12 protein-coding genes are annotated in these 14,179 nt (G+C 65.4%); 9 read left to right on the forward strand and 3 right to left on the reverse strand.

The window, feature by feature from the left end; translation table 11 throughout:
- Positions 1-13: 13 nt before the first annotated feature.
- The 3 genes from RB623_RS10630 to RB623_RS10640 all read right to left on the reverse strand — a co-directional run bounded on the left by RB623_RS10630 (position 14) and on the right by RB623_RS10640 (position 3,569).
- Positions 14-1,873 (reverse strand): adenylate/guanylate cyclase domain-containing protein, encoded by a 1,860-nt coding sequence (locus tag RB623_RS10630; protein ID WP_308056766.1) that lies wholly within the window; start codon positions 1,871-1,873, stop codon positions 14-16.
- Between the two features lie 7 nt (positions 1,874-1,880).
- Entirely contained in the window at positions 1,881-2,411 is a 531-nt protein-coding gene (locus RB623_RS10635; protein WP_308056767.1) for a FecR domain-containing protein, read from the reverse strand.
- A gap of 96 nt (positions 2,412-2,507) precedes the next feature.
- Positions 2,508-3,569 (reverse strand): LacI family DNA-binding transcriptional regulator, encoded by a 1,062-nt coding sequence (locus tag RB623_RS10640; RefSeq protein ID WP_308056768.1) that lies wholly within the window; start codon positions 3,567-3,569, stop codon positions 2,508-2,510.
- Between the two features lie 338 nt (positions 3,570-3,907).
- On the opposite strand from RB623_RS10640, the gene RB623_RS10645 reads away from it, so the two are divergent.
- From RB623_RS10645 to RB623_RS10685, 9 genes are all read left to right on the forward strand, one after another.
- Positions 3,908-4,054, forward strand: a complete 147-nt coding sequence (locus RB623_RS10645; protein WP_308056769.1) for a hypothetical protein — start codon at positions 3,908-3,910, stop codon at positions 4,052-4,054.
- A gap of 663 nt (positions 4,055-4,717) precedes the next feature.
- Complete coding sequence (locus RB623_RS10650) at positions 4,718-6,631, forward strand: ABC transporter ATP-binding protein/permease (RefSeq protein WP_308056770.1); 1,914 nt, start codon at positions 4,718-4,720, stop codon at positions 6,629-6,631.
- A 535-nt stretch (positions 6,632-7,166) separates the two neighbouring features.
- Positions 7,167-7,946: a DeoR/GlpR family DNA-binding transcription regulator gene (locus RB623_RS10655; protein WP_308056771.1), complete on the forward strand. Its 780-nt coding sequence runs from the start codon at positions 7,167-7,169 to the stop codon at positions 7,944-7,946.
- A 117-nt stretch (positions 7,947-8,063) separates the two neighbouring features.
- Positions 8,064-9,587 carry a glycerol-3-phosphate dehydrogenase gene (gene glpD / locus RB623_RS10660; RefSeq protein WP_308056772.1) on the forward strand — a complete coding sequence of 508 codons (1,524 nt, stop codon included), beginning with the start codon at positions 8,064-8,066 and terminating at the stop codon, positions 9,585-9,587.
- Between the two features lie 25 nt (positions 9,588-9,612).
- Positions 9,613-10,692, forward strand: a complete 1,080-nt coding sequence (locus RB623_RS10665; RefSeq protein WP_308056773.1) for an ABC transporter ATP-binding protein — start codon at positions 9,613-9,615, stop codon at positions 10,690-10,692.
- A gap of 10 nt (positions 10,693-10,702) precedes the next feature.
- Positions 10,703-11,773, forward strand: a complete 1,071-nt coding sequence (locus RB623_RS10670) for an ABC transporter ATP-binding protein (protein ID WP_308056774.1) — start codon at positions 10,703-10,705, stop codon at positions 11,771-11,773.
- Positions 11,773-12,639, forward strand: coding sequence for a sugar ABC transporter permease (locus RB623_RS10675; protein WP_308056775.1), 867 nt, complete (start codon positions 11,773-11,775; stop codon positions 12,637-12,639). The genes RB623_RS10670 and RB623_RS10675 overlap by 1 nt, the downstream gene beginning before the upstream one ends.
- A gap of 103 nt (positions 12,640-12,742) precedes the next feature.
- Complete coding sequence (locus tag RB623_RS10680) at positions 12,743-13,561, forward strand: carbohydrate ABC transporter permease (RefSeq protein ID WP_308056867.1); 819 nt, start codon at positions 12,743-12,745, stop codon at positions 13,559-13,561.
- Positions 13,562-13,739: 178 nt separating this feature from the next.
- The gene (locus RB623_RS10685) at positions 13,740-14,147 is read left to right on the forward strand and encodes a DUF2160 domain-containing protein (protein WP_308056776.1); all 408 of its coding nucleotides are present in this window, start codon (positions 13,740-13,742) and stop codon (positions 14,145-14,147) included.
- Positions 14,148-14,179: the final 32 nt, after the last annotated feature.

Genomic DNA, 14,179 nt, shown 5'->3' on the forward strand with positions numbered 1-14,179 from the left:
CGGGCGGAGCCGGCTATCCGACCTGTTCGGCCGATCCGTCCCGCCATACCCACGCCGCAAGCGGCTCGGCGCGGCCGCGCAGCGCCGCCTGCGTCGGTCCGTCGAGGCGGCCGGCGGAAAACGCCTCGCGGCCGGCGGCCTTCAGCAGCGCGTCGCTGACGGCGACCGGCATCTTCTGACGGGCGGCCACCTCCATCAGCCGGTTGGCGACGTTGACGGTGTCGCCGGTCACCGTGATCTGCTGGTTGTCGCCGTGCCCCAGTCGCGAGGCGACGACCTCGCCGAAATGCGCGCCGATCTTGAAGTCGAGCCGCGGGACGACGGCGCGCGGCAGCGAGGCGATCCATGCGCCGACGCGCTCCGACAATCGCGCGCAGCAGCGCGCGGCATTGGCGGCGTCCTGCGGCGCAGGCTGCGGCAGGCCGAACAGGATCATCGCGCCGTCGCCGGTGAAGGCCGTCACCGCGCCTCCATGGGCCGACGCCTCGTCGGCGACAAGTCCGTAGAAGGCGTCGAGCAGTTCTCGCGTGGCGGTGGGACCGAGCGTCTCGCTCAGGCCGGTGAAACCGGACAGGTCGATGAACACCACCGCCGCGTCCTGGCGCACCGGCTCGGCCAGGAAATCCGGGTTGTGGGCGAGCCACTGGCCGAGGCCGGGCGCCTGGATGCGTTGCAGCAGCTCGCTCTGGCGGGCGAACAGGCTGGCGCTGCGCCGGCCGAGCCAGAGCTGGGCGGCGCCGAACAGCAGCGCCGGCGGCGCGGCCGCCGCCATGGGAAGTGCGGCGCTGAGCCAAAAACCCTGCCCGAAGGCAAGCACGTTGGCGGCGAGCGCCAGCACCAGCAGCGCCGCGGCGGAAATCAGTCCGGCGGCGTTGCGCCGCCACGCCAGCAGCCCGACCACGGCGACCGGCAGCACGAAGGCGAGCGCCGCGTCGGCCAGGCGGGTCGCATGGTCGCGCACCAGGCCGTCGCCGGCCGTCAGGTGCAGGATCGCGGTCGAAATCACCTCGACGCCGGGCAGGACGGGATCGAACGGCGTCGGAAACACATCGCCGCCGCCGGTGACGGTCGCGCCGATGACCACGATCCGGCCGGCGAGCTGGTCGGCGCCGCCGCCGGACAGCACCTCGGCGGCGCTGACCGTGCGGATCGTGCCTTGCGGACCGTAGAAGGCGAGCGGCAGCGTGCGGCCGACATCGGTGCGGATCGTGTTACCGCCGACCACGATCGATCCGGGCTCGAGCGCCGGCTCGCTGCCGGTGGCGATCGCGGCGGTGCGCAGCGGCAGCGACATCTCGATGCGATCGCCGGTGCGGAACAGCAGCGGGATGGCGCGCGGCGTGCCGGCCTGGTCGGTGGCGACGTTGACGACGCCGATCGCCGCGCTTTCGGCGAAGACCGGCAGCGGCAGCAGCAGCCGTTGCGCCACCGGCACGTTGGCCAGCGGCCCGCCGCCCGGCGCCGCCTGCGTCTTGTCGGGGAAGACAGCGGCGGCCGCCAGCACAGTGGGCGCGGTGCGCAGCGCCTGCGCCAGTTGCGCGTCGCCGTCGCCGGGCCCTGGGTCGACGAGCAGCACGTCGATGGCGATGGCTTTCGGCTTGTGGCGCGCGATCTCGCCGACGAGGCGGGCAAGGGCGGCGCGCGGCAGCGGATAGCCGCCGGCGACCTGCGCCGTGTCGTCGTCGATCGCCACGATGGTGAGAAGGTCGGGCGCCGGTTTGGGCCCGCGCATCGTCAGCCTGATATCGGCCATCGTCGCCTCGACCCGGTCGAGGAACCACAGGCCGCCATTGAGATGCGTGAAGGCCAGTACCGCCCCCCACAGGCCGGCCAGCAGCAGCGCGATCACGACCGGCGGAAAGCGTGGGCGCATGCGACGCCTATTGGCCGAAGCGCGCCATCATCGCCGCGACACGCGCCGCCGGCCATTGCCGCACCGTCAGCGGTTCGGCGCCAGTCTCGACGTCGACGCCGTCGCCCGGCGCCAGCGTGACGCCCTGATCGCCGGACACGCGGGTGACGGCGACGCTGCCGCGCCGCACGAACACCGAGGTCTTGCCGGCGTCGGCAGCCACGATCCATCTGGTGCCGCGCACGGCGGCGATCGCCTGCGGGGTGATCACCTCGAAGCCGGCGGGCGCGCCGCCGTCCGGAAATTCCAGCAGCAGCGCCTTGCCGTCGAGCTTGATGCCGTCGGTCTCGCCGTTGCCGTCGCGGTCGAGCAGCGTGTAGGCGGCGCCCGCCTCGGCGATCGCGGTCAGCCCGCTGGCGCAGCGTATGGAATGGCGCTCCGTGCCGCCTACCTGCTCCAGCGTGCAGCCGCCGTTCGATTGCGCCACCGCGGAGGCCATCGCCATCCAGCCTCCGGCCGCCAGCACTGCGGCCAGCGCGGTCCTCGACATCATGCCCATCTCACCCACTCCGTCTTGTGCCGGCGCAACCGGCACGTCTTGCTTTCTAGCATGAAGCCGGGAGGAAAGGGGGCGATTTCGACGAATGTGCGCCGGTCAGCTTCCACGCGGCGGCGCGGTCGAGCCGCGCACCGCCAGTTCGACGTCCAGCAGCTCGCGGCGGATCGCGCCATCGAAGCCCAGAATGGTCTGCACCGCGCGCCGGCCGATCTCGCGCATCGGCTGGATAATCGTGGTCAGCGGCGGATCGGACGCCTCGCCCTCCGGCACGCCGTCGAAGCCGACGACGGAGACGTCGCCGGGAACGGTCATGCCGCGGGCGCGCAACCAGTCGAGCGCGTGCAGCGCCACCTTGTCGGACATCGCAAGGATCGCCGTCGGCGGCTCGGCCGTGGCAAAGATGCGCTCGAGGCCGGCATGCGTGGTCCTTTCGTCATTGTCGGTCTCGTAGATCGGCACCGTGGCGAGATCGACGCCGTATTCGGCCAGCACCTCGGCGTAACCGCGCAGCCGGTCGCGCGTGCCCGAATAGATGGCGGCCGCGCCCTGCGCCCAGGTGACGGGACCGGCCGCGACGTCGGCGAGCGCCAGCGACAGCACCGCGAAGCGCCGGTGGCCGAGTTCGGCCAGGTGCCTTGCGGCGCGCCGCGCGCCATCCACATCGTCGACGCCGATGGTGGCGATGGTCCCGTCGTCGAAGCCGTAGTCCAGCGCCACGAAGGGCAGTTTCCGCTCGCGGGTCAGCTCGATCAGGCGCGAGCCGCCCTCGATGCAGAAAACGATGAAACCGTCGACCACCGCGCTCTGGATGTTCCAGGCGAGCTGTTCCTGGTTGGCCGCCGAAACCAGCGATATGCCGGCGCCGGTGGCGTCGCAGGCCTGACTGATCCCCGACATGACGACGCGCGAGAACGGGTCGTCGAAGAAATAGGCGAGGGGCTCGGCGGTGGCGACGCCGATGGCGTTGACCTTTCCGGCGCGCAACAGCCGGCCGCGCGGGTCGGGCCCGGAATATCCCAGCTTCTGCGCGGCGGCGAAGACCCGCTCCTTGACCTCGTCGCGGACGACTTCAGGCCGGCTGAACGCATTGGACGCGGTGCCGTGCGATACGCCGGCTTCCCGTGCCACATCCGCCAGTCTGATCGGCTTTGCTGACAATGTTCGCTTCCTTTCGGCTGCGCCAAATTGTCAGGAGACATAACATGGACCTTGGATCGATTCAAATTCTGCTTGACATGACGCGTGGATCGCCTATTTTTGAATCGATCCAATACCCGACGTGATCATGTGTTGGATCGATCCAACCGAGGAGGCTGTTATGCATCCGCTGAGCTACGTGTTCGATGACATCTATCGCAATCACTGGGGCATCCCGCGTTCCGATCGCGGCGCCGGACGCCGCGTCGATGGGGGCTGGCGGCGGAGGTCTGCTTCGCGCGCTGGCGGCGTTTTGACGGATTTGTCTTTGGATCGATTCAAGAATTAGGAGAAGGACCATGGTTCATCCGGTCACTTTGCTGTTCGAGGAAATCTATCGCGATCATTGGGGAATTCCGGTGGAGCGCAAGGAGCGCGTCCGCAGGACGGCGAAAGCCCCTTCATGGCTGCGCTCCCGCAAGCGGGCTGTCAGCAAGGACGGCTGATCCGCTTGCGCCTTTTTCGCGGCGACGATCCGGCCCCGCCACGGGTGGTGCAGGCTTGCCGTAACGCAAGGCCTCGATCGAGGACCCGGCTGGGCACGCATCGCTTGGGCACAAACGCCGTTCACGAAGGGCGCGAGAATCGCGCTGGCGCTGTCCGGGGTCGCACAATTTGGCTCGGGCATGGTCCTGCTTCGGCACAGGGGGGTGATTTTCCGCCCACCTTGATTCGGGTCCCGAACAGGGCGCCTCCCCTGCAAAAATGCCCGTTCTTGCCTGTATACGGTCGTGGATCTGGCAGTCGCCGTTCCGCGGGATTCAAAAATTCGTGATGTAGAATCGGCCATGCCGCGGTCGCAGGAATGACTACGTCATTTGGCCGTAAAGCTTGGATTGCGCTATACTTTAGGTCGTTGTGGCACGGCGTGGACAGACGCTGTGCTTACCTGCCGCTGACGGCGCTCGCAACTTAAAGTGACCGGCTTTGCTTAGGCGGCTTTGCACATTTCGGTTTGCAAACCGGCAAAGCGTGTTACGATTCCCACAAAAAAGGGCATGGGGGTGGAATCGTTGATTCGGTCGTGGGTCGCAGGACCCGCGCCACGTCTGTTTCGCGCGTGGCGTGAGCAAAAAACGCAGTCGCCGCCTTCGACGCCGGTGTCGTCGATGCGCAGCTTCTGGGGCCTCATGCGGGCCTACTGGTTCTCCGAGCGGTGGCGGGAGGCCTGGGCCCTGACGGCGGCGATCGCCCTTCTCACCGCGCTCACCAGCAAGGTCGGTGTCTGGATTGCCCAGGCAAGCGGCGATCTTGCCAGCGCCATCGCGTTGTTCCATTGGCCCGACAATGAAGCGCCGCTGTCGTCTATCCTGAGTGCGGCGGGTTTCCTGGTTTCCCTGGTCATCGCCAAGGAGATCGCGCTGACCGGCTTCCGCCATCTCCTTTCGACGACCCTGCACCGCAAATGGCGTGCCTGGCTGACCGGCCGCTTCAACGACGCGCTGCTGGACGCCAACCACACGCATCTCCACGTCCAGAACGCGGCCCGTGCCGCCGACGGCACGGAATTGCCGCCGCCCGACAATATCGACCAGCGCATCCATGAATCGATCAAGGACATGGCCGGCGGCGCCATCGGCCTTGCCATGGGCGTGATCGCGGTCACCACCTCGGCGTTCTTCGTCGGACAGGCGCTGATTGAGAGTTCGACGGCGATCGACGGCCTCGAATTCCTCGGCCACTATGGCGCCGCCGTGCTGGCCTTCGCCGCGGTTGCCGCCTATGTGCCGCTCAACACCTGGTTCGCGCTGTGGCTCGGCCGCGCGCTGGAGCGCCTGGCTGTCGCCAGCCAGCGGGCGGAAGGCAGTTTCCGCGGAGAACTGACGACCTTCCTGCGCCGCAGTTTCCATGTGGCCGCCTCGCGCGGCGAGGCGGTTCAGAAGCGGATGAACGCCAGTCTCTATGCCGGCATCGACCGTGTCTGGGCGCGGCTCAACTGGTTCGATTCGGGCTTCAGGTCTTTCCAGCTCATCTACGACTTCGTCGCTTTCCGCGTCGTCTCGTATGGTCCGGGCCTGCTCCCTTACATAAACAACAACATCAGCCTGAAGGGCTACGTCACCGGCGCCGAACTGGTGAATACGTTGATACGCGAATGCTCGTGGTTCATTCACGTCATGCCGGCGATCGCCTCGCTGAAGGCCAATTCCCGCCGCGTCATCGAACTGGCGGACGCCATCGAGCGGGTGATCGATCCGGACGACTTTTACCGCACCACCGGGCGCAGCGACTTCCAGTTCGCACGCCAGCACGCGGTATTCGGGCTCACCGTGCGCAACCTCGATCTGATGCATGTCGGCGAGGAAACGGTGCCTTTCGTCACCGCGCCGCTGCTGCGTTTCCGCCGTGGCGAATGGACCTTTATCCGGGGCGCCTCGGGCGCCGGCAAGTCGAGCCTGATCAAGGCGATCAATGGGCTGTGGCCGCATGGCGGCGGCTCGGTGATTTTCCCCGAAGGGGTCTCCACTTTCTACGCGGCGCAGGACGTGCGCCTGCCGCCGCTCTCGCTGAAGCAACTCGTCTGCCTGCCGGCGGACGAGGCCGATCATGCCGACACGGCGGTCGCGGCTGCGCTGCATCGGGCAGGGCTCGGCGAGTTCATCGAATATCTTCCCGACAGCGCACGCGACGGCAGGCTGTGGGAGGAGACGCTGTCGGGCGGCCAGAAGCAGAAACTGGTGCTTGCCCGCATCCTGCTGCATAAGCCCGGCCTGCTGTTCCTCGACGAGGCCACCAGCGCGCTCGATCCTGAGGCCAAGGTGGCTTTCCACCAGGCGATCCGCGACAATTGCCCCGGCGTCATCGTCGTCAGCGTCATGCATGAAGCGGAGCCGCCGAAATCGTCGACCGGCGCGGAGTTCTACGACAGTGTGCTGACCATCGCCGACGGACTGGCCGTCAAGGCGCCGCTGCGCGCGGAGCCGCTTCAGCCGCTTCCCGACCTCGCCACGATGCTTGCAAGACCCGGCCGCCAGGCGCCGGCCAAGCCGGCATTGGCGCGCCAGACCCAGAACAACAACTAGCCCCCGCCGCGGATCTCACCGGCATCGCCGACGGCGACATCGGCAGACTCTGTGTCTGTCCCGCCGTTCTTTCCGGCGAAGCATCGGGCAGGGTGGTGACAGCGGTGCGGGTGATCAAAGCCAGTGCTCACCTGCGAGACTTCCCCGAGATTTCCCGGGGTGTCTTCGTACGCCGTTTGGGGGCTCGGCGAGCAAGCTCACGGCGCTATCCGCATCGCCGAAACCTGCTTCGGACAAGCGAGTCGCCGGCTTTTTCGGCGGTTTTTGAAGGCCGGCGAGGCTGACCCGAGGCAGGTGTCACCTATCCAATTGATATGATTTGGCATTATGGACTTCACACGTTATGCATGTGTATGCATTGAGTTGCAATCCGACGCCATAAGCCTTTGATTCTGCTCTGCTTTGCGCTTTAGCCGATCTAGCCGGCATCGGGCCATGTCAGAATCTCGGCATTTCGGCGCTTGTCGCGATGTGAGGCTTCCAGACGCTTTCGTTTTCCTCTAATGATTGGGAAAACGAAACCGAGGGAAGAGACATGTACCTATCGCCGCGCCATTCCGAAATCATACAGATGGCGAAGGATCAGGGCCGTGTCCTTGTCGATGACCTCGCCACCCATTTCGGCGTGACGCCGCAGACAATCCGCAAGGATCTCAACGACTTGTGCGACCAGCGGTTGCTGTCGCGCATCCATGGCGGCGCGCTCTTTCCCTCCGGCATCGCCAATGTCGAATATGAGGCGCGGCGCAAGATCGCCGCCTCCGAGAAGGAGGCGATCGGCCGCGCAGCGGCGCGCATCATTCCCGACAACGCCTCGCTGTTCATCAATATCGGCACCACCACCGAAGAGGTCAGCAAGGCGCTTCTGGATCATTCCGGACTTATGGTCATCACCAATAACATCAATGTTGCCAACAGGATGCGTGTTTATCCCGGGATCGAGGTGGTTATCGCCGGCGGCGTGGTGCGCGGCTCCGATGGAGGAGTCGTCGGCGAGGCAGCGGTGGACTTCATAAAGCAGTTCAAGGTCGACTATGCGGTCATCGGCGCCTCGGCGATCGACCATGACGGCGCGTTGCTCGACTACGACTTTCGCGAGGTCAAGGTCGCGCAAGCCATCATCGCCAATGCCCGCCACGTGATCCTGGTTTCGGACGCAACCAAGTTCGAACGTACCGCCCCCGTTCGCATCGGCCATCTGTCGCAGGTCAACACCTTCATCACCGACACCTGTGAGTTGCCGGCGATCCGACGCATCTGCCAGGAAAACGAGGTGGAACTGGTCGAGACCGACCGGTTGACGCAGGGTATGTGAGCGTCGGTGAGGAAAGTACGGATTTTCGTTTGACATTCGTTAGTATTTCGAAATAATCCCGCTAGACTTTCGAAAAGGCAGAAATGTTGCACTGCGAAAGCGAGCGGGGAGGCATTTTTGGGCGCAAGCGCGATCCATGACGTGTTCGTCATCGGCGGCGGCATCAACGGATGCGGCATCGCGCGCGACGCCGTCGGCCGCGGCTTTTCGGTTTTCCTCTGCGAGATGAACGACTTGGCAAGCGGGACCTCGTCCGGCTCGACCAAACTGATTCATGGCGGCCTGCGCTACCTCGAGCATTACGAGTTCCGCCTTGTCCGCGAGGCGCTGATGGAACGCGAGGTGCTGTGGAAGATGGCGCCGCACATCATCTGGCCGATGCGTTTCGTGCTCCCCTATGCCGAGGGCCTGCGGCCGGCCTGGCTGCTGCGGCTTGGGCTTTTCCTCTACGATCATATCGGCGGGCGCAAGCTGTTGCCGGCGACGAAGACGCTCGACATGGTCAGCGATAAAGCCGGCAAGCCATTGAAACCGCTGTTCAAAAAGGCGTTCGAATATTCCGACGGCTGGGTCAATGACGCGCGGCTGGTGGTGCTCAACGCCCGCGACGCCGCCGACCGCGGCGCGGTGATCCGCACCCGTACCCGCGTGGTCGAGGCGCGGCGGGAAGGCGATTTCTGGTCGGTCACAATCGAGGACATGGTGAGCCACGCGACTGAAACGGTCAGGGCAAAACTGATCGTCAATGCCGCCGGACCCTGGGTCGACCGGGTGCTGGCCGGCGCGGTCGGCCAGAACGACGTGCACAATGTCCGCCTCGTCGGCGGCAGCCACATCGTCGTGCGCAAGAAGTTCGACGACCCGCGCGCCTACTTCTTCCAGAACCGTGACGGCCGCATCATTTTCGCGATCCCCTACGAGGAAGATTTCACGCTCATCGGAACCACCGACCAGGATTTCGTCGGCGATCCGAAGGACGCGCGCATCAGCGAAACCGAAACCGATTATCTGTGCGCCGCCGCAAGCGAATATTTCGCCGAACCGGTCCGCCGCTCCGACATCGTCTGGACCTATTCGGCCGTCCGCCCCCTCTATGACGACGGCGCGTCGAAGGCGCAGGAGGCGACGCGCGACTATGTTCTGAAGGCCGAAGGCGGTCATGGCCGGGCGGCGATCGTCAATGTTTTCGGTGGGAAAATAACGACTTACCGGCGGCTGGCTGAGTCGATGCTTGAGAAGATCGAGGAGCATGTCGGCAAGCGCGGAAAACCCTGGACGGCGGGTGCGACGCTGCCGGGCGGCGATTTTCCGGTCAACGGCTTCGACGCCGAGGCGGCGAAGCTGAAGGCGTCCTATCCGTTCCTCGACCTGGCGCATGCCCGCCGCCTGACCCGGCTCTACGGCACGCGGGCCCGCACGCTGCTGGGGCTGGCGCGTTCGCAGGCCGACCTCGGCAAGAATTTTGGGGCCGACCTGTTCGAGGCCGAAGTGCGCTATCTCATGCAGCACGAATGGGCGCTGACCGCCGAGGATGTCTTGTGGCGCAGGACCAAGCGGGGCTTGAGGCTTACCAAAGAACAGGCGGCGGCGCTCGACCAGTATATGAGCGCGACCCTTGGGGATCGCGCGGCGGCGGAATAGGCTGCCGGGCTCGGGAGGAGGCGGAATGCTCGAACTGAAAAACGTGACGAAGACGGTGGCGGGCGCGGATCACATTCGCGACGTTTCGCTGACGCTTCGCCACGGCTCGCTAAACGTGCTGCTCGGGCCGACCCTGTCCGGCAAGACCAGCCTGATGCGGCTGATGGCCGGGCTGGACGCGCCGACTTCCGGCTCGGTCTGGTTCGACGGCAAGGATGTCACTGGCGTCGCGGTGCAAAAGCGAAACGTCGCAATGGTTTACCAGCAGTTCATCAACTATCCGGCGATGACCGTCTACGAAAACATCGCCTCGCCGCTGCGCGTCGCCGGCACCGACCAGGCTAGGATCGACCGCGAGGTGAAGCGCGCGGCGGAACTGATGAAGCTGACGCCCTACCTGCAGCGGACGCCTTTGAATCTATCCGGCGGCCAGCAGCAGCGCACCGCGCTGGCGCGAGCCATCGTCAAGAACGCCAGCCTCGTGCTGCTCGACGAACCGCTCGCCAATCTCGACTACAAGCTGCGCGAGGAACTGCGCGCCGAGCTGCCGAAACTGTTCGCCGAGGCCGGCACCATCTTCGTCTACGCCACGACGGAGCCGCATGAGGCGCTGCTGCTCGGCGGCAACACGGCGACGCTGTCGGAAGGTCGGGTGACGCAGTTCGGGCCGACCATCGACGTCTTCCGCCAACCTGTTGATCTGATTACCGCCAGAACCTTCTCCGATCCGCCGCTGAACACCCTCGTCATGCGCAAGGACGGCGCGCGCTTCCTGCTCGACGGTGGCGTCGGCCTGCCGGTGCCTACAGAACTTTCCGCCATCGCCGACGGCGCCTACACGATCGGCTTCCAGCCGCACCACCTGTCGCTCGCGCGGCCGACGGCGAACGCCGTCTCCGTGCCGGCCAAGGTGACGGTGACCGAAATCACCGGGTCTGAGAGTTTTGTCCACCTGCAATTCGCCGACGCGAAATGGGTGATGCTGACGCCGGGCATAAAGGTGTTCGAGGCGGACGAGACGGTCGAGGTGTTCATCGACCCTCGCCACATCCTGGTGTTCGACGCGGCCGGCCGCTCGGCCGCCTCGCGCAAACTGGCGGCTTGAGGAGGACGGGATGGCACGCATCGATCTCGACCATATCCGCCACGCCTACACGGCGAACCCGACCTCGCCCAAGGATTATGCGCTGAAGGAAGTCGACCACACCTTCGAGGACGGCGGCGCCTATGCGCTCCTCGGCCCGTCCGGCTGCGGCAAGACCACGCTGCTCAACATCATCTCCGGCCTGCTGCACGCCTCGCATGGAAGGCTGCTGTTCGACGGCCGCGACGTGAGCCACGCATCGACGCAGGAGCGCAACATCGCCCAGGTGTTCCAGTTCCCGGTCATCTACGACACCATGACGGTCTACGACAATCTCGCCTTCCCGCTGCGCAATCGCGGCGTGCCCGAGGCCGAGGTCGACCGCAAGGTGCGCGAGACGCTCGACATGATCGACCTCGCGGACTGGGCGAAACGCCGGGCGAGGGGGCTGACCGCCGACCAGAAGCAGAAGATCTCGCTCGGCCGCGGGCTGGTTCGTTCCGACGTCAACGCCATCCTGTTCGATGAGCCGCTGACCGTCATCGACCCGCACATGAAATGGGTGCTGCGCTCGCAATTGAAGCTGCTGCACAAGCGCTTCGGCTACACCATGGTCTACGTGACCCACGACCAGACCGAGGCGCTGACCTTCGCCGAGAAGGTGGTGGTCATGTATGACGGCGAGATCGTGCAGATCGGCACGCCGGCCGAACTGTTCGAGCGGCCGAAGCACACCTTCGTCGGCTATTTCATCGGCTCTCCGGGCATGAACGTCCTGCCAGTCGAGGTCGACGGCAACAGCGCCCGGCTCGGCGGCCACACGGTCGAATTGCCCGGCGCGGCGGCAGGCGCGAGCGGAACGATCGAACTCGGCATCCGCCCCGAATATGTGCGGCTCGGCCGCTCCGGCATGCCGGTGGCGATCACCAAGGTCGAGGACATCGGCCGTCATAAGGTGGTGCGCGCCACGCTGGAAGGACGCGAGATTGCCGCCATCCTGGGTGAGGACGAGGAGGTGCCGGCCGAGCCGCGCATGGCCTTCGATCCGGCCGGAATCAACCTTTACGCCGACTCCTGGCGCGTCGAGATGGGGGGGCGGTGATGAACAAGACCTGGAACAACCGGGCCTGGTTCATGGTCCTGCCGGTGCTGCTGCTGGTCGCGTTTTCGGCGGTCATCCCGCTGATGACCGTGGTCAATTACTCGGTGCAGGATACGTTCGGCAACAACGAGTTCTTCTGGGCTGGAACCGAATGGTTCCAGGAGATGCTGCATTCCGATCGCTTCTGGGAGGCGATGGGCCGCAACCTGATCTTCTCCTTCATCATTCTCGCCATCGAAATCCCGCTCGGCATCTTCATCGCGCTGAACATGCCGAAGAGCGGCTGGGGCGTGCCTGTCTGTCTGGTGCTGATGGCGCTGCCGCTGCTGATCCCTTGGAACGTCGTCGGCACGATCTGGCAGGTGTTCGGCCGCGTCGACATCGGCCTGCTCGGCTATACGCTGTCGGCGGTCGGCATCGACTACAACTACGTCAACGACCCGTTCGACGCCTGGGTAACGGTAATCGTGATGGACGTCTGGCACTGGACCAGCCTGGTGGTGCTGCTCTGCTATGCCGGCCTGGTGTCGATCCCCGACGCCTACTACCAGGCCGCCAAGATCGACGGGGCATCGCGCTGGTCGATCTTCCGCTACATCCAGTTGCCGAAGATGAACCGCGTGCTGCTGATCGCCGTGCTTCTGCGCTTCATGGACAGTTTCATGATCTATACCGAGCCCTTCGTGGTGACCGGCGGCGGGCCGGGCAATTCCACGACCTTCCTGTCGATAGACCTGGTCAAGATGGCGGTCGGGCAGTTCGACCTCGGCCCGGCGGCGGCGATGTCGATAATCTACTTCCTGATCATCCTGCTCCTGTCATGGGTGTTCTACACCGTCATGACCAACTACGACGCGGAGCGTTGAGATGGCCGACGTGAAGACCACGGCAGCAACCGCCCGCGCCGGCGATCTCGGCGCCGCGCCCGCCGGCGCGGTGGCGGCCGGGCAGGACGCGGTTGCCCGCGCCATGCGCCGGCGCGGCGACGAAAGCCGGTTCTGGTGGCTGGTGCCGACGCTTTACATCATCTTTCTGATGCTGCCGATCTACTGGCTCATGAATATGAGCTTCAAAACCAACCAGGAGATTCTTGGCTCGTTCTCGCTGTGGCCGCAGAATCCGACGATCGCCAACTACATGGTGATCTTCACCGACCCGTCCTGGTACAAGGGCTACATCAACTCGATCATCTATGTGGTCATGAACACGGTGATTTCGGTCACCGTGGCGCTGCCCGCCGCCTATGCCTTCTCGCGCTACCGGTTCCTGGGCGACAAGCACCTGTTCTTCTGGCTGCTCACCAACCGCATGGCGCCACCGGCGGTGTTCGCGCTGCCCTTCTTCCAGCTCTATTCGGCCTTCGGGCTGATCGACACCCACATCGCCGTCGCGCTGGCGCACTGCCTGTTCAATGTGCCGCTGGCGGTGTGGATCCTGGAAGGCTTCATGTCCGGCGTGCCGAAGGAGATCGACGAGACCGCCTATATCGACGGCTATTCGTTCCCGAAATTCTTCGTGAAGATTTTCATGCCGCTGATCGCGTCGGGCATCGGCGTCGCCGCCTTCTTCTGCTTCATGTTCTCCTGGGTGGAACTCTTGATCGCCCGCACGCTGACGACGACGGACGCAAAACCGATCGCCGCGATCATGACCCGCACCGTCTCGGCTTCCGGCCTCGACTGGGGCGTGCTGGCGGCGGCCGGCGTGCTCACCATCATCCCCGGCGCGCTGGTGATCTGGTTCGTGCGCAACTACATCGCCAAGGGCTTTGCCCTGGGGAGGGTGTGATGGTGGTCGCAGCGCGGTTACCCTCCCCCTTGTGGGGAGGGTCGACGAGAAAGCCGAGCGTAGCGAAGCTTTTGAGGCGGGGTGGGGGTGTTTATGCCTTTGACCCCCACCCGGCCCTCCGGGCCACCCTCCCCACAAGGGGGAGGGTAGAGGCTGCCGCGACCCAGGAGATCCGCCCATGACCGCATCCCGCCGTTGGGTTCTGCCGCTGGGCGCGGTGCTTGCCGCCTATCTGGCCGCCATCGCGCTGCTGGTCGCCATGCTGCCGAGGAAGGACGGCGCGGTCGACTGGTTCGCGCCGCTGGTGCGCGGCGGCTGGATGGCCTGGTCGTTCCCCAGCGCCATGTTCTTCCTGACCATCCTTTTGCTGCTCTGCCTGATGGCGGTGTGGGAATACGCCTCGCCGGGCGGCAATCCGCGTGTCGGCATCCTGCGCTTCGAGACGACGCGCGGCGACCGCCTTTTCATTTCGCTGCTTGGCAGCGCCTTTATCCATCTCGCTTGGCTGGGTCTGATCGGACCCAACCTGTGGTGGGCTCTCGCTCTCTCCGTGGTCTACGCCGTCGGCGTATTCCGCACCGTGTAGAGGGAGAAACTGTTGAGGCGGCCGCGTGCCGG

Source organism: Mesorhizobium sp. LHD-90, assembly GCF_030929505.1.
Classification (GTDB): domain Bacteria; phylum Pseudomonadota; class Alphaproteobacteria; order Rhizobiales; family Rhizobiaceae; genus Kumtagia.

Bases quoted from the DNA above. Each gene is read 5' to 3' on its own strand.
- RB623_RS10680 (WP_308056867.1), top strand. From the start codon at position 12,743: ATGCGCCGGCGCGGCGACGAAAGCCGGTTCTGGTGGCTGGTGCCGACG.
- RB623_RS10665 (WP_308056773.1), top strand. From the start codon at position 9,613: ATGCTCGAACTGAAAAACGTGACGAAGACGGTGGCGGGCGCGGATCAC.
- RB623_RS10650 (WP_308056770.1), top strand. From the start codon at position 4,718: ATGCGCAGCTTCTGGGGCCTCATGCGGGCCTACTGGTTCTCCGAGCGG.
- RB623_RS10685 (WP_308056776.1), top strand. From the start codon at position 13,740: ATGACCGCATCCCGCCGTTGGGTTCTGCCGCTGGGCGCGGTGCTTGCC.
- RB623_RS10670 (WP_308056774.1), top strand. From the start codon at position 10,703: ATGGCACGCATCGATCTCGACCATATCCGCCACGCCTACACGGCGAAC.
- RB623_RS10675 (WP_308056775.1), top strand. From the start codon at position 11,773: ATGAACAAGACCTGGAACAACCGGGCCTGGTTCATGGTCCTGCCGGTG.
- RB623_RS10630 (WP_308056766.1), bottom strand. From the start codon at position 1,873: ATGCGCCCACGCTTTCCGCCGGTCGTGATCGCGCTGCTGCTGGCCGGC.
- RB623_RS10645 (WP_308056769.1), top strand. From the start codon at position 3,908: ATGGTTCATCCGGTCACTTTGCTGTTCGAGGAAATCTATCGCGATCAT.
- RB623_RS10655 (WP_308056771.1), top strand. From the start codon at position 7,167: ATGTACCTATCGCCGCGCCATTCCGAAATCATACAGATGGCGAAGGAT.
- RB623_RS10635 (WP_308056767.1), bottom strand. From the start codon at position 2,411: ATGGGCATGATGTCGAGGACCGCGCTGGCCGCAGTGCTGGCGGCCGGA.